Raw genomic sequence first — 25,169 nt, 5'->3', positions numbered from 1 at the left:
CCCTGACGGCGCCTAGCGGCGCGTACCCTTGTTGAGCTCGAACTCGAGGTACTTGCTGTACCGCGACATCGAGAAACAGAAGATGAAGTAGACGAAGGCGGCGAACAGGTAGACCTCGCCCGGGAAGCCCGCCCAGTTGGGATCGACCAGCGCCTGGTTGGCGGTGTTCAGGAAGTCGAAGATGCCGATGATCAGCACCAGCGACGTATCCTTGAAGAAGCCGATGAAGGTGTTGATGAGCGGCGGGATCACGACCCGCAGCGCCTGCGGCAGGATGATCAGCAGCGTCTTCTGCGGGTAGTTGAGGCCCATCGCGTCGGCCGCCTCGAACTGGCCCTTGGGCAGCGACTGTAGGCCGCCGCGGATGACCTCGGCGATGTAAGCGCCGGCAAACAGGATGACGGCGACCTGGGCGCGCAGGAACTTGTCGATGGTCGTGCCCGACGGCAGGAACAGCGGCAGCATGACCGAGGCCATGATCAGCAGGCTGATCAGCGGCACGCCGCGGATCAGCTCGATGAAGCCCACGCACAGGCCCTTGATCAGCGGCAGGTTGGAGCGCCTGCCGAGCGCCAGCAGGATGCCGTAGGGGAACGCGAAGGCCAGGCCATAGGTCGCCAGGATCAGCGTCACCGGCAGGCCGCCCCACAGGCTGGTCTCGACGTAGCTGAGCGGCGCGATCGCGAGGCTCCACTTTGGCAGCACGCCCACGATGCGCAGGACCAGCCCGATCGCACCGATGGCGATCAGGGCGTAGTAGGCCATCCGCTCCGACGGCGTCGCCAGCGCGCTGCGCATCGTCAGGCCGATGCCGCCGCCGACCAGGGCGATGAACAGGATGAGGCTGAGCGGAATGTGGATCTGGCCGAACATCAGGATGAAGGTGATGAACGAGCCGACGCCCCAGATGACCAAAAGGCGCCAGTTCCACATGCGCCGGTCGGCGCTCAGCACCAGCATCGCCAGCATGGCGATGACGGCGAAGAGCGGCCGCCAGTGCTGCTCGTAGGGGAAGGAGCCGAAGAAGATGTAGCGGAACTTCTCGCGGATCAGCGCCCAGCAGGCGCCGCCGCCGCGGCACTCCGCGCCGGTCGAGGCGGTGAAGTTGGCGGTGAACAGCGCCCATTCGAGGAACCAGCTGAGGATCCAGGCCACCGCCGCGACCAGCACGACCGTGGTGATGCCGTTGCCCCAGCTGGAGAACAGGTTCTTGCGGGCCCAGCCGAAAACGCCGGTCTCGTCGACGGGAGGGGCGAGCGGCTTGCGCTCGCCGACAGGCATGTCGGTCATGCTCAGCGCTCCCTCAGGGCGATGCGTTTGTTGTACCAGTTCATGAACGCCGAGATCGACAGGCTGACCGACAGGTAGGCGGCCATGATGATCAGGATGTTCTCGATCGCCTGGCCGGTCTGGTTGATGGTCACGTTGACCGAGGCGACGAGGTCCGGATAGCCGATCGCGATGGCCAGCGAGCTGTTCTTGGTGATGTTGAGATACTGGCTGGTCATCGGCGGGACGATGACGCGCAGCGCCTGCGGCAGCAGCACCAGCCGCATCGACTGGCCGCGCGACAGGCCGAGGGCCGCTGCCGCCTCGCTCTGGCCCTTGTGCAGGGCGAGGATGCCGGAGCGCACGATCTCGGCCACGAAGGCCGAGGTATAGAGCACGAGCCCGACCAGAAGCGCGGTGAACTCGGGCTGGATGACGGTGCCGCCGGCGAAGTTGAAGCCCTTCAGCTCGGGCCAGCTCAAGTGATGCGGCGCGCCGCCGGCCAGCCAGACGAGGGCCGGCAGGCCGATCATGATGCCGAGGCTCGCCGAGATCGCCGGGAAGGGCTGTCCCGTGGCTTCCTGGCGCTTCCTGCCCCAACGGCGGATGAACCAGGCGCCGGCGAGGCCGATCAGGAACGCCACGCCCATCCATTTGTGGATGGGATCGGCCATCGGTACCGGGAAATAGACGCCGCGATTGCTGAGGAAGACGCTGTTCCAGAGCAGCGAGATCGCCTGCCGGGGGCCGGGGAAGGCCTCGCTGATCAGCTTGTAGAAGAGGAACAGCCACAGCAGCAGCGGCACGTTGCGGAAGGCCTCGACGTACCAGGCGCAGATCCGGCTGAGCAGCCAGTTGGGCGACAGCCTGCCGACGCCGATGATGGTGCCGAGCAGGGTGCTGAGGAGGATGCCGAGGACGGCGACGCGCAGCGTGTTGAGGATGCCGACCCAGATCGCGCGGGCGTAGGTGCTCGCCGGCGAGTAGTCGATCATCGTATCGCCGATCTCGAAGCCCGCCTCGCGCTCGAGATAATGGAATCCGCTGGCGATCTTCTGGCGCTGCAGATTGTCGATCGTGTTGCTGACGAGATACCAGGCGAGGAAGCCGACGAGACCGACGACAACGATCTGGAACACCCAGCCGCGAATGACCGGATCGTTCCACGGTGCCACTCTCACACGTGGCGCAGAGCCGAGAGTCTCGACTGCCATACGCTATTCCCCCTGACTGGTGCGGTTGGCCCGCGCGGGCCTTATATGCCCCCTATTGCCCCCAGTGTAGGAGGGAATTGCCCACACGCAACCGGGCAAATCCCACGCTCCTCGGTGCCCGATCGTACCCATCAACGGATCGGCGGGGCGTATTGCAGGCCGCCCTGGGTCCACAAGGCATTCTGGCCGCGCGGAATCTTGAGCGGCGAGCCCATGCCGACATTGCGGTCGAAGCTCTCGCCGTAATTCCCGACCTGCTTGACGATGTTGTAGACCCACTTCTCGTCGACGCCGAGTGCCTTGCCCATGCCCGGCGTGACGCCGAGGATGCGCTTGATGCTGGGATTGTCGCTCTTCAGCATCTCGTCGACGTTCTGGGACGTGATGCCGTATTCCTCGGCCTCGATCATGGCGTAGAGCGCCCAGCGCACGATGTCGGCGAACTGGTTGTCGCCATGGCGCACGACCGGTCCCAGCGGCTCCTTCGAGATGATCTCCGGCAGGATGACATAGTCGTCGAAGGTCTGCGGCGGCGGCACATTGGCCGCGCGCGTCGCGGCCAGGCTCGACGCGTCGGTCGTGTAGACGTCGCAGCGACCCGAGAAGAAGGCCGAGCGGATCTCGTCGACCTTCTCGATGACGACCGGCTTGAAGGTCATCTTGTTGGCGCGGAAATAGTCGGCGAGGTTGAGTTCGGTGGTGGTGCCGGGGGCGACGCAGACCGTGGCGCCGTTCAGCTCCTTGGCGCTCTTCACGCCGAGCTTCTTCGGCACCAGGAAGCCCTGGCCGTCATAGTAGTAGACGCCGGTGAAATCGAGGCCGAGCGCCGTGTCGCGGGTCAGTGTGTAGGTGGCGTTGCCCATCACGATGTCGACTTCGCTCGACTGCACGGCGGTGAAGCGCTGCTGCGAGGTGAGGGGCGTGTACCGGACCTTTTCCGAATCGCCGAAGATCGCGGCCGAGACGGCACGGCAGACGTCGACCGAGAGGCCCTTCCACTTGCCCTGGCTGTCGGCCAGCATGAAGCCCGCGGTGCCGATGCCGACCCCGCAGTTGACCATGCCGCGTGCCCTGACGGCGTCGAGATCCTTGCCCGCCTGGGCTGTCCCGGCGCTGCCGAACACGGCCACTGCCAGGCCAGCAGCCGCCGCCACGATCCTATTGCGCATTTCACCTCCCATTATTTTTAGATCCCCAGAATGCCGCCTTCTTCCGGAGGCTTGCAAGCCGCAGGCCAAAACGGGCGGAGGCCGATTACCGGATCGGGGGAGCGTAGAGCATGCCGCCGTCGCGCCAGGGGCGGTTCAGCCCGCGGGGGATCTTCAGCACCGTGTTGGGACCGAGATTGCGGTCGAAGCTTTCGCCGTAGTTCCCGACCTGCCGGATGACGTTGTAGGCCCACTTCTCGTCGACCCCGAGCGCCTTGCCCATGCCCGGCGTGACGCCGAGGATGCGCTTCAGCGTGGGATTCTCGCTCTTCAGCGCCTCGTCGACGTTGCGCGAGGTGATGCCGTATTCCTCGGCCTCCAGCATCGCGAACAGGGACCAGCGGACGATGTCCGCGAACTGGTTGTCGCCATGGCGGACGGCCAGTCCGAGCGGTTCCTTGGTGATCGCCTGGGGCAGGATCGAATAGTCGTTGGGATCCGGCGCATAGGCGGCGCGCGTCGCGTAGAGGTTGGACAGGTCCGCCGTCAGGACGTCGCAGCGACCGGCGAAGAAAGCGGCGCGCATGTCGTCGAGCTTGTCGAAGCACCGGCTTGAAGCTCATCTTGTTCAGCCGGAAATAGTCGGCGACGTTCGCTTCGGTCGTCGTGCCCGGCTGGACGCAAACGGCGGCGCCGTCGAGGTCGCGGACGCTGCGCTTGCCGAGCTTGCGCGGCACCATGAAGCCCTGGCCGTCATAGTAGTAGATGCCGGCAAAATCGACGCTGGCGTCGCGGCTGAGCGTGACGGTCGTATTGGAGGCGAGGAGGTCGACCTCGCCGGCCTCGAGGGCGGGAAGGCGCTTCAACGGTTCGAGCGGCACATACTTGACCTTGCCCGCGTCGCCGAACAAAGCGGCCGCCGTCGCCCGGCACATGTCGACCGAGAGCCCCCGCCAGACGCCCTGGCTGTCGGCGTGCATGAAGCCCACGAGGCCTGCATTGACGCCGCACAGGAGCTCACCTCGCGCCTTGACCGCGTCGAGGACCGGTCCGGCCATGGCGCTTGTTGCCGCGAAAGCCGAGACGGCGGCGATCACCGATAGTGCGAATTTCAGCATGTGTCCCCCGACACTTCTCCCCGGTCAGAGACTGCCCGCATCGCCGGAACGTTTGCAACGGCCAAACGAAAACCGCCGCCCTTTCGGGCGGCGGTTCGTCGTTTGTGTCCTGGCCGGGAGCTTAGCGGATCGGCGGGGCGTACTGCAGGCCGCCCTGGGTCCACAGCGCGTTCTGGCCGCGGGCGATCTTGAGCGGCGAGCCCATGCCGACGGTGCGGTCGAAGACCTCGCCGTAGTTACCGACCTGCTTGATGATGTTGTAGACCCACTTCTCGTCGACGCCGAGCGCCTTGCCCATGCCCGGCGTGACGCCGAGGATGCGCTTGATGCTGGGATTGTCGCTCTTCAGCATCTCGTCGACGTTCTTGGACGTGATGCCGTATTCCTCGGCCTCGAGCATGGCGTAGAAGGCCCAGCGCACGATGTCGGCGAACTGGTTGTCGCCATGGCGCACGACCGGTCCCAGCGGCTCCTTGGAGATGATCTCCGGCAGGATGATGTAGTCGTCCGGCGTCGGGGCGTTCGCGGCGCGCGTGGCGTAGAGGCCCGAGGCGTCGGTCGTGAACACGTCGCAGCGGCCGGCGAAGAAGGCGGCGCGGACTTCCTCGATCTTCTCGATGACGACCGGCTTGAAGGTCATCTTGTTGGCGCGGAAGTAGTCGGCGAGGTTGAGCTCGGTGGTGGTGCCCGGCTGGACGCAGACGGTGGCGCCGTTCAGCTCCTTGGCGCTCTTCACGCCGAGCTTCTTGTTCACCATGAAGCCCTGGCCGTCATAGTAGTTGACGCCCGTGAAGTCGAAGCCGAGCGCGGTGTCGCGCGTCAGCGTGTAGGTCGTGGTGCGGACCAGCAGATCGACCTCGCCCGACTGGAGCGCGGTGAAGCGCTGCTGGGCCGTGGTCGGCACGAACTTGACCTTGTCAGCATCGCCGAAGATGGCGGCGGCGACGGCGCGGCAGACATCGACGTCGATGCCGGTCCACTTGCCCTGGCTGTCGGCCGCCGCGAAGCCCGCGACGCCGGTGCTGACGCCGCAGATGAGCTGGCCGCGCGCCTTGATCGCATCGAGATCCTTGCCGGCGTACGCCGTACCGGCGACGCCGACCAGACCGGCGGCGGCGATGCCGGCTATCATTTTTTTGAACATGTTGCCTACCCTCGTGGTTGCCTCTGCCGTCCCGTCGGCCGCCTGTTGCGGCCGTTCGGGATCGATGACGCAATTCCTAGGCGAACAACTGGGCGCGCGCAACGGCGCGCGGCGCCCAACCGTGTCCGTCTAGAGGCGGTCGGCGGCGCGCGAGGAGAAGGGGTTGGACGACCACGGCTCGGCGCCCTGGAGGCCCGGATAGCGGTTCTCGCTACTGCCGCGGCTGCGGTCCGAGGCGCGCTTGATCTCCTGCTGCCACTGCCGGTAGGAGACGAGCTGCTCGCCCGCCAAGGTGCTGTGGCCGCCATTCTCGGAGATGAAGGGCTGCGGATCGACGAACTGGCCGTTCACGATCACGGAGAAGTGCAGGTGCGCGCCGGTCGACCGGCCGGTCGAGCCGACATAGCCGACCAGGTCGCCCTTGCGGACACGCGTGCCGGGACCCACGCCGTCGGCAAAGCGCGACATGTGGGCGTACAGCGTCTCGAAATTGTCGGCGTGGCTGATCTTCACGGTGCGGCCGTAGTTGAAGTACCAGCCCTGGTGATTGATGAAGCCGTCGGCTGCCGCGTAGATCGGCTCGCCAGTCTTGCCCTCGAAATCGATGCCGTTGTGGAAGCCGCCGCCGCTCTTGCGGCCGTAGTAGCGGCGCGTGCCGAACGGCGAGGACTGGCGTGCCTCCGGCCGCGGATTGGAGAGCGCCGTGCCGCCGAGACGGCGGCCCTGATCGTCGAACCAGCCTTCGGGCTGGTTCTGGGGCGCGAACCACCAGAAGGACTGCTTGCCCTGTCCCTCGCCGAGGCTCGCGACGAGGACGCGCGGCGTGCCGTCGACGGTGCGGCCCTGGACGACGTCGATCCGGGCGGCAGCCGGCGCGAAGCCGGAGAGCGCCTGGGTCAGTTCCTTGAGGGCAGCCGGATTGGCGCCGGTCGGGGCGAGGCTGGTCGCCAGGGTGGCGCTGCTGGTCTTCACGGTCTTGACCGAATCGGCCACCACCGAGCGGGCGCCCGGGCCGGCGTTCGGCGGGGCCGAGCCCGGCAGGCTGGAGACGCGCTCGTCATCGTCCTCGGTCGCGCCGGGCGCGAGCTTGAAGCCGAACGAACCGTCGGCGCCGCGGGCGAGATCGACGGCCAGCGCCTTGTTCGAATAGAGCTGGAGGGAGACCAGGCGCTTGGGCTGGCCGGCGCCCTGCGGCTCGAGCACGGCGCGGCCGGAACTGGCGGCCTTGACCTCGGGCTGGCTCAGCGCCTTGCCGACGGCGTCGGCCGCCGCCTGGGCGTCGTTGGGGTCGACGCGGAGGCTCAGGAGCTGCTGGACGACCGAGCTGTCGGCCGCGATCGAGAAGGACTGGACGTCTTCGCTGGGGACGGGCGCCGGGGCGGACCTCGCGGCGGGCTTCTTGAGCTGGTTCTTGGACGGCGCCTTCACCTGCGCCATCGCGCCGGCGGCGCAAAATATCGAAGAGACTGCAAAGGTCGCTACCGTGAGACTGCGGATGGTTCGCCAGCTATAGGCGCGTTGGAGACGCGTCATGGTGGACGTCATCAGTGGGCCGCTCCCGTTCCATTGAACGCTACGAATTGACGATGAGGCGACTAGCGATCCATCGACCTCCCCCGGTCGATGGCCCCCCGCGTGCCCCGCTTGAAGGGCACTTTGGCCACGGAGTATCCACAAGTCCACAAAAAGTTGCAAAAATGCAACACCCGCGCAAGGTCCGTAACATATTGGAAATGTTAGGATTTTAGCGCTGGCGACCCTTGCGATCATTAAAGGTCACAGGGGGCAACCTTTCCGATTTTGCTGCGGCGCAAAGAATCGGATAGCGCGCAAGAAGTCCGGCCGCTTCCGCCATTTCCTCGACATCGTTGAACATCGGCACGCCGGCTCGCTCCATGGTGGCGAACCAGTCGGCCTTCCCGGGAAGGGTGCCCATCATGCTGTGCATGAGAGGAAGCGGTGCGGCTGCGGCCAGCTCGGCGAGGCGCGCGATCACCGGTTGGGCGTCGACCATGAAGGGCACGACATTGATCATCATCACCATGTCGTAGGTCTGCGCGGCATGGGCCATGGCGGCCTCGAAGGCGAGGCCGAACCGGTCTTCGCGGGCATCGGCCAGCAGGTCGATCGGGTTGGCGACGGAGGCCTCCGGCGGCAGCTGCTGGCGCAGCACGTCGGCCATGGCGCGCGGCAGGGCGGCGAGGTCGAGCCCCTCCAGGGCGGCCCGGTCGGCGCAGAGAACGCCGGGTCCCCCGGAGTTGGACAGGATCAGCGCGCGCGGCCCGAGGCCCCTGGGAAAGCGTCGCCCAGCCAGCCCAGGTAATCCTCCACGCCGAGATGGACGGCGTTGCCGACGGACACGACGGATGTGAGCGGCAGGCCGCGGGCATTGGCCTTGTCGATGAACTCCTCGGCGAGCGCCCCCGACTGGGAGATGAAGGCGAGGCCGTTGGTGGCGCCAACTGTGGTACCGGGTGGCAGGTCGCGGAGGAAGGTCGCGGCGAAGCGCTTGGCCGGATCGAGATGGACGATGCCGGCGCAATTCGGTCCGGTGATGGTGAGGCCGCGTTCGGCCGCGAGCTTCAGCAGCGCCTCGTTGCGCGCCATGCCGGCGGGACCGGCCTCGGCAAAGCCGCCGGGCAGGATCAGCAGGTTGCGGATGCCGCGGTCGGCCGCCTGTTCGACCGCCTCGAGGATGGCGTCGGGCCGGATCACGATCACGGCGAGGTCGACGGCCGGTTCGATGGCGGCGATCGAGGTCACCGAGTCGTAACCGAATATCGTTCCACCCTTGGGATTGACCGGCACGACCCTTCCGCCATAACCGGCCTGACGAAGCATCTGCATGACCGCGCCGCGCGGAAGAGGTGGCTCGTTCGCCGGCCCCCACGATGGCGATGCTGTCGGGGGCGAAGAACGGCGTGAGGTCGCGGGCGGGTGCTGGCATGACGCGTTGGTTGCAGCACAGGCGTAGGGGGAGAACAAGATGGCCGATCCGATCGAGATCCTTGTCCAGGGCCGGGCCCACGATCTGGGTGGCGGCTTCGCGGTCCGCCGCGTGCTTCCGAGCGTGAAGCGGCGCATGGTCGGGCCGTTCATCTTCCTCGACCATTTCGGTCCGATGGACGTGCCGCCGGGCGGCGGCATGGAAGTCCGGCCGCATCCGCATATCGGCCTCGCCACGGTCACCTATCTCTTTGATGGCGGCATCTATCACCGCGACAGCCTGGGCTATTCGCAGGCGATCCGCCCGGGCGACGTCAACTGGATGACCGCCGGCAGCGGCATCGTGCACAGCGAGCGGACGGAGCCCGAGATGCGCGCCACCGGCTTCCGCATGCACGGCGTCCAGACCTGGGTGGCGCTGCCCAAGACGCACGAGGAGACCGCGCCGGCCTTCGAGCATGTCGAGAAGGCCCGGCTGCCGGCCTGGACGGAAGGCGGCGCCGAGCTGCGGCTGATCGTCGGGACCTATGCCGGCCGCACCGCGCCCACCAGCCACTTCTCGCCGATCTTCTATGTCGGCGTGGAGATGAAGGCCGGCGCCGCGCTGGCGATCACGCCCGACCACGAGGAGCGCGCGATCTACGTGGCCGAAGGCATGCTGGTCGTCGGCGAGAGCCAGCTCGGCGTCGGCGACCTGGCGGTCTTGGCGCCCGGCCAGACGGTCGAGGCGCTGGCGGGTCCGGACGGCGCCAAGGCGATGCTGCTGGGCGGCGCCACCATGGACGGCCCGCGTCACATCTGGTGGAACTTCGTCTCCTCGGACAAGGACCGCATCGAGAAGGCCAAGGAAGACTGGCGCGAGAAGCGCTTCGCCATGGTGGCCGGGGATCCCGAGTTCATCCCGCTGCCGGATCGCTAGGTCGCAGCTACTTCTTCTCGACGTTCCAGAACACCGTGATGGGCGATTCGATGTTGCCCGTCACGCCCTTGCGGCGCGCCATCGGCTGCAGGTACTGGCCGAGCGGGACCGTCACGCCCTGGTCCATCATGCGCTTCTGCACCTGCTCGGCGATCGCCTTCTGCTTCGCGGGATCGCTCTCGCGGGTGAAGGCCATGCGCAGCCGTTCGATCTCCTCGTCGAGCGGCCAGCCGAACTGGGCGCGGTCGCCGCTCGCCTCGGCATAGTGGTTGTTGATCGGGTCGATCAGCAGGACCGCCGCCGCCGCGGTCATCGAGATGTTCCAGCCGCCCTGGGCGACCGGGTCCTTCTTGGAGCGGCGGCTCACCACGGTCTGCCAATCCATCGACTGCATGTCGACCTTGAAGCCGCCGCGCTCCAGCAGCGTCTTGGCGATCGGCGCCAAGTTGGTCAGCACGGCGAGGTCGGTCGACTGCAGCAGCACGATCGGCGTGCCGTCGTAGCCGGCCTCCTTCAGCATCTTCTTCGATTCCTCGAAGTTCGACTCCAGGATGCCGTCCATGCCGATCGAACTCTCGAACGGCGTGCCGCAGCCGAAGACGGCCTTGCAGACCTTGTAGTAGCGCGGATCGCCGATCACGCCCTGCAGGAAGTCCTTCTGGTTCAGCGCGACCTCGGCGGCACGGCGGATGCGGACGTCGTTGAACGGCGGCTGCTTCCAGTTGAAGCGCAGCACATAGGTGTTGCCGAGCTTGTCGAGATTGACGATCTCGACGTTCTTGTCCTTTTCGAGCACCGGCAGCAGGTCGTGCGAGGGCTGCTCGATCATGTCGATCTCGCCCTGCTGCAGCGCGTTGATCGCGGTCTGCGTGTCGGGGATCGAGACCCATTCGACCCGGTCGAGCTTGGCGACCTTGCCGCCGGCCAGGCCCGACGGCGGCTCGGCGCGCGGCTTGTAGTCGGCGAAGCGCACATAGACGACCTTCTCGCCGGCCTTCCATTCGTCCTTCTTGAACACGAAGGGACCGGAGCCGGTGAAGTCGGATATCTGCTGGTTCGACGGCGTCCTGGCGACCCGCTCGGGCATGATGAGGAGCGGCGTCGAACTCGGCTTGCCGAGCGTCTTCAGCATGATGGCGAACGGCTCCTTCAGGACGATCTGGAAGGTCTTGTCGTCGACCGCCTTCATCTCCTGCGTCTGCTTGGCCAGCAGGCCGCCCAGGGTGTCGCGCTCCGTCCAGCGCTTGATCGAGGGAATGACGTCGGCCGAGGTCACCGGCTGGTCGTCGTGCCACTTCAGCCCGTCGCGCAGCTTGAAGGTCCAGGTGAGCTTGTCGTCGCTGACCGTCCAGCTATCGACCATCTGGGGCTGCGGCTCGAGCTTGGCATCGAGCGCGAACAGCGTGTCGTAGATCATGTAGCCGTGGTTGCGGACGATGTAGGCCGTGGTCCAGATCGGATCGAGGATCTTGAGATCCGACTGCATCACGACGCGCAGCGTCTTGTTGGATTGTGCGAGGACCGGCGCAGTCGTGAAAACGGGTACGCAAAGAGCCGCGAGGGCGAGCAACGAACGACGCAACATACAGAACACTCCCTAAACGGACGCCGGAGGGCTCCAGGTCGTCTCCTCGTCGAGCGGATAGACGGGCCTCGGCAGCTTGGTCCAGGTGAAGTTCGCCAGAACCGGCGACGTCAGGCCCGGACAATCGACTTCGTAGATCTGCTCCGGCTTGAAGAACTCGTCGAAGCCGCCGCGGAAGTGGCCGCGGCTCTTCACGACCACCGTGCGGGCCTGTGCAATGTCCAAGCCAAACATCTCGAACTGGCGCGGGTCCATGCACTGGCAGCGGATGCTGATGACCACGATCAGGATGCCGCCGAGGTCGAGCAGCGCCGACGGGCCCATGTCGGCCGAGACGTTCTTCAGGACGCCGCGCCGGCCGACATACTGGCCGTCCGACAGCTTGATGACCTTGGCCTCGCAATCGAAGGGCAGGGAGAATTCCTGGTGCTCCTGCGTGTTGAACGAGGCGTTGAAGATCGCGCCTTCGCCCAGCTCGTGCGCCTGCGCGGCGAGTGCTGCATCGTTGAACACGCCGAAGTACACGCCCTGCACCCGGGCGCCCTTCAGCGCGCGCAGCAGGTAGGTCGTGTTGCCGCGCCCGCCGCCGCCGGGATTGTCGGCGACATCGGCCAGGATGATCGGCTTGCGGCGACGATCGCGGCCGACCGAGGCAGCGAGCTGGACCGCGTCGGCCAGGGTCATCGCCTCGCGCTTGAAGCGCTCCTTCATGCCCCAGGCGCGCTTGGCGATGTCGAGCGCCAGCTCGGCCGCCGCCTTGCGGTTGCCGTTGCGCGCCGTGACGACGGCGGTGAGTCCGTTCTTGGGACTGTCGCTGTAGGCGAAGCCCGCCATCACGGAGACGTTCAGGATGTCGCCGCCGACCTTCGTCTGGCCGTACTTGATCAGGTCGGCATAGGGGCCCTTCGCGGTCAGAAGCGCGATCTGCGGCGGCACCAGCGGGATCTTCACCATCTCGATCGCCGTCTTCGCGCCGGCCAGCAGCTCGCGCATGTGCCGGCCCGCCTCGACGCCGCGCTCGTAGATATCGACATGCGGGTTCTCGAGGTAGCCCACGAAGACGCTGAGATTGTCGGTCATCCGGCGCGAGACGTTGGCGTGCAGGTCGAACACCGAGACGATGGGCACGTCGGGCCCGGCGACGCGGCGCAGGATCTCGAACAGGTCGCCATCGGGATCGTCGGTGCCCTGCGCCAGCGCCGCGCCATGGCAGGAGACGAAGATCGCATCGACCGGCAGCACCGACTTCAGGCCGGCCTCGATCTCGGCGAGATAGTCCTTGAAGAACTGCTCCGCGACCGGCCCGCCGGGCTGGGCCAGCGACACGCGCAGCGGCACCGGCGTCCAGGTGCCGCTGCGGTCCATCTCGTCGAAGAAGCCGGGCAGGTCGGGCATGGTGATGGACTTGCCCGAGCGTGCCTCGCTCACGATGCGGTTGCCGCGGATGTCGACGTCGTGCTCGAAATCCTCTGCCGTGGTCACCGGCGAAAAGCGGTTGCACTCGATGGCAAAGCCGAGAACGGCGATACGCGGATTGTCCTTGGACACAGAAGCCTCCTAGCGCTGTCGCGCGAGGAACGCGTCGACCAGCGCGTTGAATCTAGCGGCCTGCTCGAAATAGGGCGAGTGCCCGGCATCGGCAATCGTCTGGGCTTCACCGCAGGGCAGGCTTGTCGCGATGGCGCTTGCCAGGAACGGCGGGAAGACGACGTCCTCGCCGCCGGCGATCAGCAGGGTCGGCACGCGGAACGTCTTGAATTCGGCCAGGGTGCGCGTCGCCGTGCGGCGCAGGCCGGCGCGCAGCTTCTCCTTGTCGAGCGCGCCCGCCATCTCGTCGATGCTGCGATAGAGGAGATGCAGCGCGGGAAAGCGCTCTGCCGCGCGCTCACCAATCGCCGGATGGATGCCGCGCGCCATGCCGGCCGCGATGGTGGCGTTTGCCGCGGCCAACCACGCGTCATAGGCACTGCCGCCCGACGGATCGGCGCCGCGCCGGTCGAGCGTGCCCGACGTCGAACTCAGCACCAGTGCCTTCACGCGGTCCTGATGCGCCAGCGCATATTCCAGCATCGTCCAGCCGCCCATCGATTGCGCGACCAGACGGACGTCGGCGAAGCCGAGATGATCGATCAACGCCGCAAGATCGCCGGCATAGTCCGCGGGATCGACGCCGCCGGGCACCGGATCGGACGGGACGAAGCCGCGATGGGCGAAGGCGACGCATGTGTAGTGGGGTGCGAAGTGCGCCACCTGTTGCCACCAGCTCAGATGGTTGCCCCCGAGTCCATGCGCGAAGAGCAGGGCGGGCCCGCTGCCGGAGACTTCGTAGTAGAGATCGCCGAACGGGCGCTTCAGCCGACCGACGGTGCGGGACGGCGCGGCGTAGGAACTCATGCGGAGCCTCTCTTCTGGCTAGCAGGCTGTCGAAACGGGGTCTTTCGGCGAACACCTTTGATTCGTTACCGGGTTACCGCGATACGGGAGCCGCCGCATTCGTTTCGTTTGTTTCGTTCGTTTCGTTTATTTCGTTTGTTCACCAAAACGCCGACTGTTTCGGCCTGCTAGAAGAGGATCAGCCTGGAGCCCACGATGCCGAGCGGCCAGCGTCCCGCGGCGAACAGACGAAACTTGCTTTCGAAGGGCGAGCTTTCTTCACCCGCGAGGCGCGCCACGGCCAGCTGATAGACCGCCTGCGACGCCGCGCCCGCTGCCACATGGATCGATGCCTTGGCCGCGTTGCCCATGCGCCCGGCTGCGGTGGCGGCCTTGCCATGCACCAGTTCGCCGGCTTCGGTGGTGAGCTCCGTGAGCGCGGTCCACAGGGCGCGTTCGGGATAGCGAGCTTCTGCGCGCTGCAACAGCTCACGGCGCACAGCCTCCTCGCGATCCCACCAGACGGGCGACCAGTCGAGCCTCTTCAGCATGGCCTCCGCTTCCGGCCAGTCCTGTGCGATGCCGCTCTCGAGACCGTCGAAGCCGAGTACTGCGGCATAGGACGCGGCATCGCTGCGGTCACCTTCCGTCAGCGGCTCGCCGAGGGCCGCGAACCAAGAGGCCGCACGGACCTCCGCCTTCACCCGGTCGAGCGCCGTCCGGGGCAGGGAGACGATTGAGGTCACGCCGCCTGCCGCACCCCCGGCAGGGTGAGGCCGTACTTGGCGGTGACCTCGGAAGCGCGGTTCATGAAGTCGGCACGCATCTCGTCGTTGGTGCGCTGCTTGATATTCCACTTGCGGAAGATGTCGTTGTTGCGCGACTTCGAGCCGCCGAAGAAGGAGGGCAGGTAGGGGAAATATTCGTCGATGGCGGCCTGCAGCGATGCCTTGCCCTCCGGCGTCTTGATCAGCTCGGCGGTGAAGTCCTCGCCGAACTGCGCGTGGAAGCGCTCCTCCGGCATGGTCGCGCGCGCGAGGTTGCGCAGCGGATGGAAGGTGCAGTGGAGCAGGTCCTCGACCTGCAGGATCTCGGCGAGGTCGGCCAGCAGCTTGATGGCGACAAACTCCTGCCAGTTCTTCAGCGGGAACTCGAAGATCGACAGCGGGCGCTTGCCGGTGCCCGGCACCATGCGCTCCTCGTCGATGCCCATCTGCACGCCGAGCTGCTTGAAGCGCACGTGATGGCCGTATTCCTCCATGGCGACCCGGCAGGTCAGCCACTTGGCGTAGGGCGTCGGCGCATAGGCGATCGCGGGTTCGTCGAACACCTGGGCGCCGTAGAGCTCGTTCACGGCATGGCTGATGACGAGCTTGCCGACGGCCTCGCGATACTCCTCGGGCGCGTCCTTCAGTTCCTCGACGGTCTTGACGATGATGGACTCGGTCATGTCGCTCTCCTCAGACGAGAGGTTCGGTATTGAAGGCTTCGAGATCGGTCGTGAGATCGGTGAACCAACCTTCCACTCCGGCGATCAGCTCGTCGGCTATGTTTTCAGGGCCATCGTCCACCACCATACCGACGACCGGGCGCGGCTGGCCGAACACGAAAATCTCGCGTCCTCTAACGCCCAGCAGTTGGCCGGTGATCGTCTTGGCCTTGGGCAAACAGAGCGCCGTAACCAGGTTGGCGACATGATGCGCGCCGATCTTGAGGGCGCGCTCCTTGTAGGTCTTCTGCGCTTCGTTCGCGGGCTGGATGATGTCGGTGACGCGGGTGCGGGCGAACGGCGCCACGGCATTGGCGGTGATCTGCGCCCGTGCGAGGTCCATGGCGGTGACGCGTGTGAGGCCAAACAGGCCGGCCTTCGCACTCGCATAGGCCGCCTGGCCGAGATTGCCGTAGAGGCCGGCCGAGGAGACGATATTGACGATGCGGCCCCAGTCGTAGCCGTCTTTTCCGCCACGGCCGGACTTGCCCTGGTCGCGCATGACGGCCGAGGCGGCGTTGATCAGGTAGAAGGCCGACGACAGGTTGGTGCGGATCACCGCGTCCCAATCGGCCGGATCGGCGCGGAAGACGAAGGCGTCGCGCAGGATGGCGGCGTTGTTCACGACGATGTCGATGCCGCCGAAGGTCTTCACTGCGAGGTCGACGAGTTGCTTGCCCACGCCGGGCGACGCGACGCTCTCGGTGAAGGCCAGCGCGCTCTTGGCTCCGGCCTTGTCGTTCATCTCCTGAGCCGCCGTGCGAGCCACTTCCGGATCGCCGCCGTCGCCCGAGATCGAGGCGCCGTTGTCGGCCACGATGACCTTGGCACCCTCGGCGATCAGCGACTCAGCGATGGCCCGGCCGATGCCGCGGCCGGCGCCGGTGACGATGGCGACGCGCCCCTGCAGAAGACCGCTCATTGTTCCGCTCCCGTTTTCTTGTTTGCCGCTGCCATTTCGGCCGCCGTGTAGAAGGCGTCGGCATGGATATCGACACGCCGCATGCCGCGCTGCTCCAGCAACAGCGTCGCGGCCTCGACCATCACCGGCGGGCCGGCGAGATAGGCCTTGCAGCCGTCGACCTCGTCGAAATCCTGGGCGACGGCTTCATGCACCAGCCCCTGGCGCCGACCCGAATCGCCGTCCTCGCTCAGCACCGGAATGAAGTGCAGGTTCTTGTGCTTCTCGGCGAGTGCCGCGAAATGGTCGTGCAGGTAGAGGTCGCGTTCGCTGCGGACGCCGAAATAGAAATAGATGTGCTGCGGCAGTTCCTTCTGCAGCACACGCTCGACCACCGACTTGATCGGCGCCATGCCAGAGCCGCCGGCCACGGCGATGATCGGTCCGCGATGGCTCTCGCGCAGGTAGGAGGGGCCGAACGGACCCTCGACCCGCACGCTGTCGCCGACCTTCAGTCTTTCCGCCACATGGGCGCTTGTGGCGCCGCCCGCGGTGCGACGGACATGGAATTCGAGCACCGGATCGCCCGGCACGTTGGCCATGGAGTAATCGCGCGGCGGGCAGCCCTCGAATGTGACGGAAGCGAACTGGCCGGCCGAGAAGTCGAAGGGGCCGCCAGAGACGATCTCGAGCCGGATGCGCTTGATGTCGTGCGTGGCGTCGTCGAGCGACACGACCTTGCAGGCGAGGAGGCGGCGCGGATGGACGATCAGATCGTCCTCCTCCAGCCAGGCGACTTCGCACTCGTCCCAGGGCACGGCGCGGCAGGCGAGGATCAGGCCGCGCGCCTTCTCCTCGTCGGAGAGCGCGAACTCGGAGTAACCCTCCATCGTCACCTCGCCCTTCACGAGATGCGACTTGCAGGCGCCGCAGTTCCCGGACTGGCAGCCGAACGGATAGGAGATGCCGGCGTCGAGCGCGGCTTCCAGGATGGTGGCGCCGGTCGGCACGTCGATCGTGCGGTCGGCGGAGGCGATGCGAACCTTGAAGCTCATCTTGTGCGGCGGCGAATTTGTTTGCTCCCCAAACAATCTCCGTCTACCACTCCGACGATGGGCCGTCCACCCGCCAAGCCCCTGTCCAGCTCCCCGCCCAAAGCGCTCGACCGCGGCCTGCTGCCGTCGCTGATGGGCTACGCGCTGCGGCGCACCCAGTCGGCGGTCTTCGCCGATTTCGCCGCGACCTTCGCCAAGGCCGGCGAGGCGCTGACGCCGGGCGAGTTCGGGTTGCTGGTGCTGGTCGACCGGAACGAGGGCCTCAGCCAGATGGCGCTGGCCCGGGCGCTGGGCATCGACCGCTCGACCCTGGTGCCGATCCTCGACCGGCTGCAGGCGCGCGACCTCCTGGTGCGGCGGCCGTCGCCGACCGACGGGCGCACCCATGCGCTGGCGCTCACGCCGGCCGGCGAGAAGGCGCTCGCCCGGTTCGGCAAGCTGGTACGCGCGCACGAGAAACGGATCGCATCCGGTCTTTCGACGGCCGAAACGCAGACCCTCATCGACCTCTTGGAAAAGGTGCGGGCGTCGGCCCGTTCGTTATAGTCCGCGCCCCATGAGCTCAGCCCATCCCGACTTCCAGAACGCCGCCAAGGATTTCGTGCACGATTCCGAGATGCTCGAAATCCTGCGTGCCAACCCGCCCGAGGCGTTGAAGACGCTGAACGGCGAGCTGCTCGATATCGATTCGACGCGCGGCTATGCGCGGTTCCGTTTCGAGGTGGTGCCGGCCTTCTGCCATTCGCAGGGCCGCATCTGCCAGGGCGGCTTCCTCACCGGCATGGTCGACACCGCCATGGCCAACGCCGCCATCGTCAAGGGCAAGCTCGCGGTCGCCGTGCCGACGCTCGAACTCAAGATCAGCTTCTTCGAGGCGATGGGGCCGGGCATCCTCTACGCCGAGGGCCGCGTGATGCGCTGGGGCGGCTCGGTCGGCTTCCTCGACGGTGAGCTCAAGGACGAGAAGGGCCGCCTGATCGTCCATTCGACCTCGACGATCAAGATCGTGCGCCCGAAGGTGAAAGCTTAGGGCGAAAGACGCACTCGGCTTCATTGGAGCGCGCAACTCCAGTTGCGCTCAAGCTTCGTCACTCTGCAAGACATGAGCGCAACTGGAGTTGCGCGCTCCAATGACGGTTTGAAACCTACTTTCCGAAACGCGTCTGCCAGTGCTCGGCGATCTGCTGGCGGGTGGCGAACCAGGCGCCGCCTTTCTGCTTCATGTGCGACAGGATGCGATCGAGGGCGGCGATGCGGCCGGGGCGGCCGATCATGCGCAGGTGCAGGCCGATCGACATCATCTTCGGCGACCGCTCGCCTTCGGCCCACAGCGTGTCGAAGGCGTCGCTCGTATAGTCGGCGAAGTCGCGCGCCGACACGAAGCGATGGAAGCCCTGGTGATAGTGCATGTCGTTGGTGTCGAAACTGTAGGGCAGCACCAGGTGCCGCTTGCCCGCGACCTCGACATGGAAGGGCAGGTCGTCTGAATAGTCGTCGCTGTCGTAGAGGAAGCCGCCTTCCTCGACCAGCAGCCGGCGGGTGTTGGGCGAGGGTGTCGAGCGCGTGTGCCAGCCGACGGGCCGCGTGCCGGCGATCTCGGTCAGCGCCTTGACGGTGCGCGCGATGATCTCGCGTTCCTTCGCCTCCTCCATGTGGGCATGCTTTTCCCAGCGCCAGCCATGGCAGGAGATCTCGTGGCCGCGCGCCACGGCGTCGTGGATCAGCCAGGGAGACAGTTCGGCGGCCAGGCCGCAGGTGCTGACGGTCGCGGGTACCCCAAGTCGCTCCAGTGAGTCGGCGATGCGCCACCAGGCGGCCTTGGTGCCGTACTCGAAGTGCGATTCCATGCAGCGGTCGGGGACGCCCACGACTTCGTCGGTGACCTCGTAGACCTTCTCGTTGTGGGCGTCACCTGCCGACAACGACATCTCCGCGCCTTCCTCGAAATTGATCACGAAGGAGACGGCGACCCGCGCGCCATTGGGCCACTGCGGATCGGGCGGCGTGCGGCCATAGCCCTTGAGGTCACGCATGGTCGTCACGAATCCCTGTGGCCGATCACGTCGGCCAGCGGACCTGCAAGGCCCTTGGAATCCTTGGCGGCGGGGCGGCGATAGGTCCCCAAGGTCGCCTTGCGCGGATTGAGGCGTACGAGACCCTCGGCCATCGTCACGGCGGCCTGGATACCGTCGACCAGCGGCACCGGCACTCGGTCGCGGATCGTGTTGGCGAGGCCGGCCAGCGGCGCGCCGGCCAGGATGACGACGTCGGCGCCGTCGTTCTTCACCGTGCCGAGGGCGAGGTCGATCAGCACCTGCTCCTTCTCGTGCTGCACGTCGTCGATCGAGCGGAAGCCCTCGTCGGGCGTGCGGATGGCGGCACAGCGACCGGACATTCCATGCCAGTCGACGATCTCCGCGAACCACGGTTCGAGCGCCTTGGCGAAGCTCACGATCGCGAACTTGCGACCGAGCGTGCAGGCGACCAGCATCGCGGCTTCCGCCATGCCGACGACCGGGAAATCGAACAACTCGCGCGCGCCGCCGAGGCCGGGATCGCCGAAGGCCGCGACGATGGCCGCGTCGAAGGTGCCGCGCCGCTCCGCCAGCATCTCCAGCATCATGGCGCTGCCGATCGCGGCCTCCGCACGCGTGGCGATGTAGGGCACGCCGCGCGGCGCGGTCATGGGCTGCAATTCGGTGCCGGGGCTGGCGACGAGCTTGCCGGCCGCGACCAGACGGTCGGTCACGCCGATGGACGTGTTGGGATTCGCAACGAGGATTTTCATCGGGCTATTGTTAGAAGTCGGCGAGCTTGCGCAAGCCCACGAGCCGGTCGCCGATCACCAGGGCCACGATGGCCAGCAGCACGAGGCCGGCCGAGATGGCGGCGATGGTCGGATCGGGCCGCTCCTCGACATATTGCAGCATCTGGATGGGCAGCGTCTTGGTCCAGGCATCGGTGAAGAACATCGAGATCGGGTAATTGTCCATCGAGGCGAGGAACGCAAACATCCCAGAGGTCAGGAACGCCGGCGCGAGCGCGGGCACCATGACCCTCGTCAGCGCCGCCGGATAGGAGCAGCCCAGCGTCCGTGCGGCGTCGATCAATGAGAAGTCGAACAGCGAGAGGGCGCCGACGACGGTGCGGACGATGTAGGGTAGGGTGATGACCACGTGGGCGATCAGCAGGCTGGCATAAACGTCGCGCAGGCCCATCGCCTTGAAGCCCTGCAGCATGGCGATGCCGATCACCAGGCCCGGCAGCATCAGCGGCGAAACGAGGAAGGTCGAGATCGTCTCGCGCCCGGGAAAGCGGCCGCGCACGAGGGCGATGGCGCACAGGGTCCCGAGGACCATGGCAACGACCGTCGAAACAGCGGCGATCTGCAGCGAGACGAGGAGGGCCGGTACAAGGCCGCGCATGTTCGCGAGGCGCTCGTACCAGCGCAGCGACCAGTCGGGCGGCGGCAGGGTAAAGACCGTCGAGGAGCCGAACGACACGGCGATGGTGACGATGAGCGGCGTCATCAGGAAGACGACGGTGAAGCCAGCGATTGCCCAGACGACATATTGCGAGACGCGTTCGATGGCGGTCATGTCTGGCTGCCTCCGATGCGGCGCGCCAGCCAGGTCGAACCCACGACGATGGACACGGCCAGCACCAGCAGGATCACGGCGGTGGTCGAGCCAAGCTGCTCGTTGCGCATCAGCAGGAAGGAGCGGCCGGTCAGGGTCGACAGGGTCTGGAAGCGGTCGCCGATCAGCAGCGAGGGGATGACGAACATCGACACGCTCATCGAGAAGACGAAGGCGACACCCGAGACGATGCCCGGCAGGGTGAGCGGCAGGGTGACATGGGTGAAGCGGTAGAGCGGCGTGGCGCCCAGGGTCGCGCCGGCCTCGCTGAGGCGCGGGTCGATCAGCTTCACCACTGAGTAGATCGGCAGGATCATGAAGGGCAGGAAGATGTTGGCGGCGCCCAGCACCAGCCCGGTCTCGGTGAACAGGAGCCGCTGCGGCTCGTCCCAGAGGCCAGTCCCGACCAGGATCTGCGAGACGATGCCGTCGCGGCGCAGCACGATCTGCCAGGCGAAGGCCTTGACCACGGCGCCGACCGAGAGCGGCAGGATGATCGAGACCAGCATCACGATCTGCAGGACCGCGCCTGCCCGCGCCAGCGCGAAGGCGGCGGGATAGCCGATCACGAAGCAGACGACGGTGACCCAGGCGGCGACCCGCAGGGTGTTGCCGACGACCCTCCAGTTGAACGGATCGCTCAGGAAGGCGACGTAGGGCTGGATCGTTAGACCGCCCGGTCCCGTCAGGCTTTTCATGAAGAGCCAGAGCAGCGGGAACGCGTAGACGACGAGTAGATAAATGACCGCCGGCGCCGCCAGGAGGGCGACGGGATCCCGCCACGGCGAGGGCGCACTTTTCGTCGTCATGGCGCCGGGTAGATCAGCGTGTCGGCGACGGCCCAGCCCAGTCGCATTTCGGTGCCGGGCGCGGGCAGCCCATCGCTAAGATCGGCGGTCTCGACCATGAGATGGTCGCCATCCTTCGCCTCGAAATGGAGCTGGACCTTCGATCCCTGGAATACGGCGTCGCGCAGGCGGGCGACCAGCGCATAGTCGCCGCCCGTGTTCACCTTGATGCGCTCCGGTCGGACCGCGAGCACGACGGACGCTCCGGTCACGAAGCTGCCCGACGCGCGCAGCGGGCCGTACGCGGTGTCGACGATGACATGATCGTAGTCCTGGCCCACGACGGTGCCGGCAATACGCGAGGAAAGGCCCACGAATTCGAGCACGAAGGCGGTCGCGGGTGAGCGGTAGATCGTGGCCGGTTCTGCCAGCTGCTCGATCGCGCCCTTGTTCATCACCGCGATGCGGTCGGACATGGTGAGCGCCTCGTCCTGGTCGTGGGTGACGAAGACGGCGGTGATGCCCAGCTCGCGCAGCAGGCGGCGCAGCTCGATCTGCATGTTCTCGCGCAGCTTGCGATCGAGCGCGGAGAAAGGCTCGTCGAGCAAAAGCAGCTTGGGCTGCACGGCGAGCGCCCGGGCGACGGCCACGCGCTGCTGCTGGCCGCCCGACAAGGCGCGCACGGAGCGGTCCGCGAAATCGGTGAGATGGACCAGCGACAGGAAGCGCCGCACCGTCGGGCCGATCTCGCCGGCCGGATGCTTCCGCGCCTTGAGGCCGAATGCGATGTTCTCGGCGACCGTCAGGTGGGGAAAGAGCGCGTAGTTCTGGAAGACGACGCCGACGTCGCGACGATGCGGCGGCCGGGCGCCGATCTCCTCGCCGTCGAGTCGGATGGCGCCGCGGTCGGCGGCCAGCAGGCCGGCGACGATGCGCAGGAGGGTGGTCTTGCCGCATCCCGAGGGACCCAGCAGCGAGATGAACTCGCCGGCGGCAACCTGGAGATCGACACCGCCCAACACGGTCACGCCGCCGAAGGACTTTTCAGCTCCGGCGACATCGAGGAACGAATCGGAAGTCACGACGCAGCCTCTCGACTACATCGACATGTCCCGGTCCCAGCGCTTCACCCAGTCGGCGCGATTGTCGGCGACGAACTTCCAGTCGATTCCGTGGATCGTGGTGTTGGTCGGCGCACCGGGAGGGACGGGTGTGTCCTTGTTGGTCGGCAGCGAGTAGGTGGCGACCGAGAGCTTCGCCTGCACCTCCGGCCCGATCATCTCGTTGATGTAGCCCGCGGCCAGTTCCGGCTGCGGCCCGCCCTTCACCAGCGCGACACCCGAGGGCATGGCGAAGATGCCTTCCTTCGGGACCGCGATCTCGACCGGCGCACCGGCCGCCTTGCGCTCCAGCGCCACCTGAGAGATCGCGCTCGAGATCATGAAGCCCTCGCCCTGTTCCAGCAGGTTGTAGGCCTGCGGCATCTGCGTGTAGGCGGTCAGCAGATTGGGCTTGATGGTCACCAGCTTCTTGAAGCCGGCGTCGACGTCCTTCTGCGCCTCGGGCATCGGCTTCCCGGTGGCGAGGAACGCCGCCATGAACAGGTTGGCGAGGCCTTCGGTGTTCTGCAGCGACGGCAGGATGACCCGGCCCTTGTACTTGGGATCGTAGGCGTCGGCCCACGAGGTCGGCGCCACCTTCATGGCCTTCGGATTGTAGGCGATGCCCAGCCACGGCTGGAGGTAGTTGCACCACATGCCGTCCATGTGGATCGTGCCCGGCTTCAGCGCGGCGAGGTTCGGCACCTTGGCGGCGGTCAGCGGATCGAGCAGCCCCTCTGCGACGGCCGGGATCATGACCGGATCGTCCATCATGACGACCGACAGGTACTGCTTGTCCTTGTTCTTTTGCATCTTCTCGAGGTTGACCAGCGAGCGCGAGCCCTCGAACACGACCTTGCAGGAGAACTTCTTCTCGACGACCGGGGCGATGATGGTCTCGACGAAGTTCTTGTGGCTGGCGGCCCCGCCGACCACGAGTTCCTTCCCCTGGGCGCGCAGGATGCGCGGCGCGGCCAGGGCCGCGGTGGCAGCGCCGGCGGCTGCGAGGACGGTGCGGCGGCTGAGGCTCGCGGTCTTTGACTTATTCATAGGCTATTCCCCCTTCGTCGAGACGAGGGAGGCAAGGATCGTGCCTAAGGGGGGCATTCGGCTTAAACCGGCCGGAGGCGGGCACCTTTACAGCGTTCGGGCGTTCACGCTTCCATGTCCGACAAGTCATCAGAGGCCACCGCGGCAGCCGACGTCGAAATGCTCCGGCGCCATGTCCGCATCCTGGTCGAGCTGGGCAGGCTGGCCGGACAGCATTGGACGCCCGAGCGTTTCCTCGACCTGGCGGTCGTTCAGGTCGGGCGGGCGGTCGAGATCCATCACGTAAAGGTTCTGCAATACCGTCCCGCGACGGCCGACCTGCTGATGGTCGCCGGAACGGGCTGGAAAAAAGGGGTGGTGCGGGTGGCGACGTTTCCGTCCGACCTGCGCTCGCCACCCGGCCGTGCCTACCTGACGGCCGAGCCGGTCTCGATCGTCGACTGCGCGAAGGCGCCGGACTTCGTGCTGTCCGCGATGCTCAGGGAGCATGGCATCGTCTCGCTGGCGAACGTGCCGATCCTGACCGGCAGCGCTGCTTGGGGCGTGCTCGAAGTCGACAGCACGGTGCCGCGCGACTTCGGCGCAGACACCCTCTCCTTCATGATCGCCGCAGCGGCGATCATCGGTTCCACCCTGGAGCGCGGGACATCGGTGGGCGGGGAGGCGGCGGCGCTGGCGGAAGCGGCCGCCGAAGCCCAGCGGCGCGAGGTCCTGCTGCGCGAATTGCAGCACAGGGTGAAGAACAACTTCCAACTGATTCTCGCTTCCATCAGCTTGCAGAAGCGCCGTTTCGCGGTGGGGGAAACCCATAATGCGCTCGATCACATTGCCAATCGCATCAACGCCATCTCCCTCGCCCACGATCAGCTCGCGCCGCGGCAGGATGCGCAGACCGTCGACATGGCCGGCTATCTTCGCGCCCTGTGTGCGTCGATCGAGCAGCAGGTGGAGAATGTCGCGATCGACATCGAGGCAGATGAAGTGGCGTTGTCGATCGAGCGGGCCGTCCCGCTGGGGCTCATCCTCAATGAGGCGGCGACCAACAGCGTCAAGCATGCCTTTACCGGAAAGGGGGGCCGCATCTCCGTGCGCCTCCAGGCCGGTGTCGGCTTCGGCGAGGGCCGCCTGGTCGTCGCCGACGACGGCAACGGTTTCGAGAAGCGCGAGTCCAAAGGCTCGGGCCTCAAGCTGATCGACTCGCTGGCGCGGCAAATCGGCGGCCAAGTTTCGATCGAGAGTTCGAAGAAAGGCACGTCGACGTCGGTCACTTTCCCGATCATCGGCTGAACCGGCCGCCGTGTGCGGCGTTTCGGCCGCCCCTTTCCGTTCGGTAAGGGACCTTACAGAACATTCCTGTCATTCCAATCGGGTCTTGGGCAGGCCGGTGGCGTCCGGAAGATCCGGAGCGCGGGCCATGGGGGCGTGTGGAAAA

25 protein-coding genes and 1 pseudogene are annotated in these 25,169 nt (G+C 66.5%); 4 read left to right on the top strand and 22 right to left on the bottom strand.

All coding sequences use genetic code 11. The features are described from left to right. Nucleotides 1-12: 12 nt before the first annotated feature. From AC1ROX_RS12010 to AC1ROX_RS11970, 9 genes and pseudogenes are all read right to left on the bottom strand, one after another. A complete protein-coding gene (locus tag AC1ROX_RS12010) occupies nucleotides 13-1,290 on the bottom strand; it encodes an amino acid ABC transporter permease (protein ID WP_493125738.1) in 1,278 nt (425 codons plus the stop codon). A gap of 2 nt (nucleotides 1,291-1,292) precedes the next feature. Further along, nucleotides 1,293-2,483, bottom strand: coding sequence for an amino acid ABC transporter permease (locus tag AC1ROX_RS12005; RefSeq protein WP_493125736.1), 1,191 nt, complete (start codon nucleotides 2,481-2,483; stop codon nucleotides 1,293-1,295). A 131-nt stretch (nucleotides 2,484-2,614) separates the two neighbouring features. Then, nucleotides 2,615-3,652: an amino acid ABC transporter substrate-binding protein gene (locus AC1ROX_RS12000; protein ID WP_493125734.1), complete on the bottom strand. Its 1,038-nt coding sequence runs from the start codon at nucleotides 3,650-3,652 to the stop codon at nucleotides 2,615-2,617. An 85-nt stretch (nucleotides 3,653-3,737) separates the two neighbouring features. Beyond that, on the bottom strand, nucleotides 3,738-4,217 hold the full coding sequence (locus AC1ROX_RS11995; RefSeq protein WP_493126155.1) for a hypothetical protein: 480 nt from the start codon (nucleotides 4,215-4,217) through the stop codon (nucleotides 3,738-3,740). A gap of 190 nt (nucleotides 4,218-4,407) precedes the next feature. Then, a pseudogene (locus AC1ROX_RS11990) lies at nucleotides 4,408-4,611 on the bottom strand (transporter substrate-binding domain-containing protein); the annotation flags it as partial. A gap of 259 nt (nucleotides 4,612-4,870) precedes the next feature. After that, nucleotides 4,871-5,893, bottom strand: a complete 1,023-nt coding sequence (locus tag AC1ROX_RS11985) for an amino acid ABC transporter substrate-binding protein (protein WP_493125732.1) — start codon at nucleotides 5,891-5,893, stop codon at nucleotides 4,871-4,873. A 129-nt stretch (nucleotides 5,894-6,022) separates the two neighbouring features. Continuing rightward, nucleotides 6,023-7,438, bottom strand: coding sequence for a M23 family metallopeptidase (locus AC1ROX_RS11980; RefSeq protein ID WP_493125729.1), 1,416 nt, complete (start codon nucleotides 7,436-7,438; stop codon nucleotides 6,023-6,025). 199 nt (nucleotides 7,439-7,637) lie between these two features. Then, nucleotides 7,638-8,075 (bottom strand): hypothetical protein, encoded by a 438-nt coding sequence (locus tag AC1ROX_RS11975; protein WP_493125727.1) that lies wholly within the window; start codon nucleotides 8,073-8,075, stop codon nucleotides 7,638-7,640. An 86-nt stretch (nucleotides 8,076-8,161) separates the two neighbouring features. Then, a complete protein-coding gene (locus AC1ROX_RS11970; protein WP_493125725.1) occupies nucleotides 8,162-8,740 on the bottom strand; it encodes a CoA-binding protein in 579 nt (192 codons plus the stop codon). A gap of 139 nt (nucleotides 8,741-8,879) precedes the next feature. Between AC1ROX_RS11970 and AC1ROX_RS11965 the strand changes: the two genes are divergently transcribed. Continuing rightward, nucleotides 8,880-9,758, top strand: coding sequence for a pirin family protein (locus tag AC1ROX_RS11965; RefSeq protein ID WP_493125723.1), 879 nt, complete (start codon nucleotides 8,880-8,882; stop codon nucleotides 9,756-9,758). 7 nt (nucleotides 9,759-9,765) lie between these two features. Here the strand turns inward: AC1ROX_RS11965 and AC1ROX_RS11960 are convergent, their stop codons facing one another. The 7 genes from AC1ROX_RS11960 to AC1ROX_RS11930 all read right to left on the bottom strand — a co-directional run bounded on the left by AC1ROX_RS11960 (nucleotide 9,766) and on the right by AC1ROX_RS11930 (nucleotide 17,161). Continuing rightward, the gene (locus tag AC1ROX_RS11960; RefSeq protein WP_493125721.1) at nucleotides 9,766-11,343 is read right to left on the bottom strand and encodes an ABC transporter substrate-binding protein; all 1,578 of its coding nucleotides are present in this window, start codon (nucleotides 11,341-11,343) and stop codon (nucleotides 9,766-9,768) included. A gap of 12 nt (nucleotides 11,344-11,355) precedes the next feature. After that, complete coding sequence (locus tag AC1ROX_RS11955) at nucleotides 11,356-12,891, bottom strand: M81 family metallopeptidase (protein WP_493125719.1); 1,536 nt, start codon at nucleotides 12,889-12,891, stop codon at nucleotides 11,356-11,358. Between the two features lie 9 nt (nucleotides 12,892-12,900). Beyond that, a complete protein-coding gene (locus AC1ROX_RS11950; protein ID WP_493125717.1) occupies nucleotides 12,901-13,737 on the bottom strand; it encodes an alpha/beta fold hydrolase in 837 nt (278 codons plus the stop codon). 167 nt (nucleotides 13,738-13,904) lie between these two features. Continuing rightward, the gene (locus AC1ROX_RS11945; RefSeq protein ID WP_493125715.1) at nucleotides 13,905-14,462 is read right to left on the bottom strand and encodes a hypothetical protein; all 558 of its coding nucleotides are present in this window, start codon (nucleotides 14,460-14,462) and stop codon (nucleotides 13,905-13,907) included. Beyond that, nucleotides 14,459-15,166: a Phenylacetic acid catabolic protein gene (locus AC1ROX_RS11940; protein ID WP_493125713.1), complete on the bottom strand. Its 708-nt coding sequence runs from the start codon at nucleotides 15,164-15,166 to the stop codon at nucleotides 14,459-14,461. Before AC1ROX_RS11940 ends, AC1ROX_RS11945 begins: the two co-directional genes overlap by 4 nt. Nucleotides 15,167-15,176: 10 nt before the next feature. Next, nucleotides 15,177-16,127 carry an SDR family NAD(P)-dependent oxidoreductase gene (locus tag AC1ROX_RS11935; RefSeq protein WP_493125711.1) on the bottom strand — a complete coding sequence of 317 codons (951 nt, stop codon included), beginning with the start codon at nucleotides 16,125-16,127 and terminating at the stop codon, nucleotides 15,177-15,179. Next, nucleotides 16,124-17,161 carry a 2Fe-2S iron-sulfur cluster-binding protein gene (locus AC1ROX_RS11930; RefSeq protein WP_493125709.1) on the bottom strand — a complete coding sequence of 346 codons (1,038 nt, stop codon included), beginning with the start codon at nucleotides 17,159-17,161 and terminating at the stop codon, nucleotides 16,124-16,126. The genes AC1ROX_RS11935 and AC1ROX_RS11930 overlap by 4 nt, the downstream gene beginning before the upstream one ends. Nucleotides 17,162-17,218: 57 nt before the next feature. Here AC1ROX_RS11930 and AC1ROX_RS11925 point away from each other — a divergent pair, with 57 nt between their 5' ends. Then, nucleotides 17,219-17,707, top strand: coding sequence for a MarR family winged helix-turn-helix transcriptional regulator (locus AC1ROX_RS11925; RefSeq protein ID WP_493125707.1), 489 nt, complete (start codon nucleotides 17,219-17,221; stop codon nucleotides 17,705-17,707). A 10-nt stretch (nucleotides 17,708-17,717) separates the two neighbouring features. Continuing rightward, on the top strand, nucleotides 17,718-18,191 hold the full coding sequence (locus AC1ROX_RS11920) for a PaaI family thioesterase (protein ID WP_493125705.1): 474 nt from the start codon (nucleotides 17,718-17,720) through the stop codon (nucleotides 18,189-18,191). Between the two features lie 115 nt (nucleotides 18,192-18,306). Here AC1ROX_RS11920 and AC1ROX_RS11915 read toward each other — a convergent pair whose 3' ends face one another. From AC1ROX_RS11915 to AC1ROX_RS11890, 6 genes are read right to left on the bottom strand one after another with little or no spacing between them, the layout of a single operon-like run. Continuing rightward, on the bottom strand, nucleotides 18,307-19,194 hold the full coding sequence (locus AC1ROX_RS11915; protein WP_493126147.1) for a polysaccharide deacetylase family protein: 888 nt from the start codon (nucleotides 19,192-19,194) through the stop codon (nucleotides 18,307-18,309). Nucleotides 19,195-19,199: 5 nt separating this feature from the next. Further along, nucleotides 19,200-19,949, bottom strand: coding sequence for an aspartate/glutamate racemase family protein (locus AC1ROX_RS11910; protein ID WP_493125703.1), 750 nt, complete (start codon nucleotides 19,947-19,949; stop codon nucleotides 19,200-19,202). A 10-nt stretch (nucleotides 19,950-19,959) separates the two neighbouring features. Further along, entirely contained in the window at nucleotides 19,960-20,760 is an 801-nt protein-coding gene (locus AC1ROX_RS11905) for an ABC transporter permease (protein WP_493125701.1), read from the bottom strand. Beyond that, nucleotides 20,757-21,608 (bottom strand): ABC transporter permease, encoded by an 852-nt coding sequence (locus tag AC1ROX_RS11900; protein ID WP_493125699.1) that lies wholly within the window; start codon nucleotides 21,606-21,608, stop codon nucleotides 20,757-20,759. Before AC1ROX_RS11900 ends, AC1ROX_RS11905 begins: the two co-directional genes overlap by 4 nt. Then, nucleotides 21,605-22,669: an ABC transporter ATP-binding protein gene (locus AC1ROX_RS11895; protein WP_493125697.1), complete on the bottom strand. Its 1,065-nt coding sequence runs from the start codon at nucleotides 22,667-22,669 to the stop codon at nucleotides 21,605-21,607. The genes AC1ROX_RS11900 and AC1ROX_RS11895 overlap by 4 nt, the downstream gene beginning before the upstream one ends. A 15-nt stretch (nucleotides 22,670-22,684) precedes the next feature. Next, entirely contained in the window at nucleotides 22,685-23,737 is a 1,053-nt protein-coding gene (locus AC1ROX_RS11890) for an ABC transporter substrate-binding protein (protein WP_493125695.1), read from the bottom strand. 114 nt (nucleotides 23,738-23,851) lie between these two features. On the opposite strand from AC1ROX_RS11890, the gene AC1ROX_RS11885 reads away from it, so the two are divergent. Next, nucleotides 23,852-25,024 (top strand): sensor histidine kinase, encoded by a 1,173-nt coding sequence (locus AC1ROX_RS11885; protein WP_493125693.1) that lies wholly within the window; start codon nucleotides 23,852-23,854, stop codon nucleotides 25,022-25,024. The last annotated feature ends 145 nt before the right edge of the window (nucleotides 25,025-25,169 follow it).

It is taken from the genome of Reyranella sp. GW821-FHT14A01 (assembly GCF_058803965.1).
This window is presented reverse-complemented; position numbering and strand designations above follow the sequence as displayed.

Bases quoted from the DNA above. Each gene is read 5' to 3' on its own strand.
- AC1ROX_RS11885 (WP_493125693.1), top strand. From the start codon at position 23,852: ATGTCCGACAAGTCATCAGAGGCCACCGCGGCAGCCGACGTCGAAATG.
- AC1ROX_RS11925 (WP_493125707.1), top strand. From the start codon at position 17,219: ATGGGCCGTCCACCCGCCAAGCCCCTGTCCAGCTCCCCGCCCAAAGCG.
- AC1ROX_RS11900 (WP_493125699.1), bottom strand. From the start codon at position 21,608: ATGACGACGAAAAGTGCGCCCTCGCCGTGGCGGGATCCCGTCGCCCTC.
- AC1ROX_RS11985 (WP_493125732.1), bottom strand. From the start codon at position 5,893: ATGTTCAAAAAAATGATAGCCGGCATCGCCGCCGCCGGTCTGGTCGGC.
- AC1ROX_RS11950 (WP_493125717.1), bottom strand. From the start codon at position 13,737: ATGAGTTCCTACGCCGCGCCGTCCCGCACCGTCGGTCGGCTGAAGCGC.
- AC1ROX_RS11930 (WP_493125709.1), bottom strand. From the start codon at position 17,161: ATGAGCTTCAAGGTTCGCATCGCCTCCGCCGACCGCACGATCGACGTG.
- AC1ROX_RS11935 (WP_493125711.1), bottom strand. From the start codon at position 16,127: ATGAGCGGTCTTCTGCAGGGGCGCGTCGCCATCGTCACCGGCGCCGGC.
- AC1ROX_RS11975 (WP_493125727.1), bottom strand. From the start codon at position 8,075: ATGGCCGACGTGCTGCGCCAGCAGCTGCCGCCGGAGGCCTCCGTCGCC.
- AC1ROX_RS12000 (WP_493125734.1), bottom strand. From the start codon at position 3,652: ATGCGCAATAGGATCGTGGCGGCGGCTGCTGGCCTGGCAGTGGCCGTG.
- AC1ROX_RS11995 (WP_493126155.1), bottom strand. From the start codon at position 4,217: ATGCGCGCCGCTTTCTTCGCCGGTCGCTGCGACGTCCTGACGGCGGAC.
- AC1ROX_RS11965 (WP_493125723.1), top strand. From the start codon at position 8,880: ATGGCCGATCCGATCGAGATCCTTGTCCAGGGCCGGGCCCACGATCTG.
- AC1ROX_RS11960 (WP_493125721.1), bottom strand. From the start codon at position 11,343: ATGTTGCGTCGTTCGTTGCTCGCCCTCGCGGCTCTTTGCGTACCCGTT.
- AC1ROX_RS11910 (WP_493125703.1), bottom strand. From the start codon at position 19,949: ATGAAAATCCTCGTTGCGAATCCCAACACGTCCATCGGCGTGACCGAC.
- AC1ROX_RS11940 (WP_493125713.1), bottom strand. From the start codon at position 15,166: ATGACCGAGTCCATCATCGTCAAGACCGTCGAGGAACTGAAGGACGCG.
- AC1ROX_RS11915 (WP_493126147.1), bottom strand. From the start codon at position 19,194: ATGCGTGACCTCAAGGGCTATGGCCGCACGCCGCCCGATCCGCAGTGG.
- AC1ROX_RS12005 (WP_493125736.1), bottom strand. From the start codon at position 2,483: ATGGCAGTCGAGACTCTCGGCTCTGCGCCACGTGTGAGAGTGGCACCG.
- AC1ROX_RS11920 (WP_493125705.1), top strand. From the start codon at position 17,718: ATGAGCTCAGCCCATCCCGACTTCCAGAACGCCGCCAAGGATTTCGTG.
- AC1ROX_RS11890 (WP_493125695.1), bottom strand. From the start codon at position 23,737: ATGAATAAGTCAAAGACCGCGAGCCTCAGCCGCCGCACCGTCCTCGCA.
- AC1ROX_RS12010 (WP_493125738.1), bottom strand. From the start codon at position 1,290: ATGACCGACATGCCTGTCGGCGAGCGCAAGCCGCTCGCCCCTCCCGTC.
- AC1ROX_RS11970 (WP_493125725.1), bottom strand. From the start codon at position 8,740: ATGCAGATGCTTCGTCAGGCCGGTTATGGCGGAAGGGTCGTGCCGGTC.
- AC1ROX_RS11905 (WP_493125701.1), bottom strand. From the start codon at position 20,760: ATGACCGCCATCGAACGCGTCTCGCAATATGTCGTCTGGGCAATCGCT.
- AC1ROX_RS11980 (WP_493125729.1), bottom strand. From the start codon at position 7,438: ATGACGTCCACCATGACGCGTCTCCAACGCGCCTATAGCTGGCGAACC.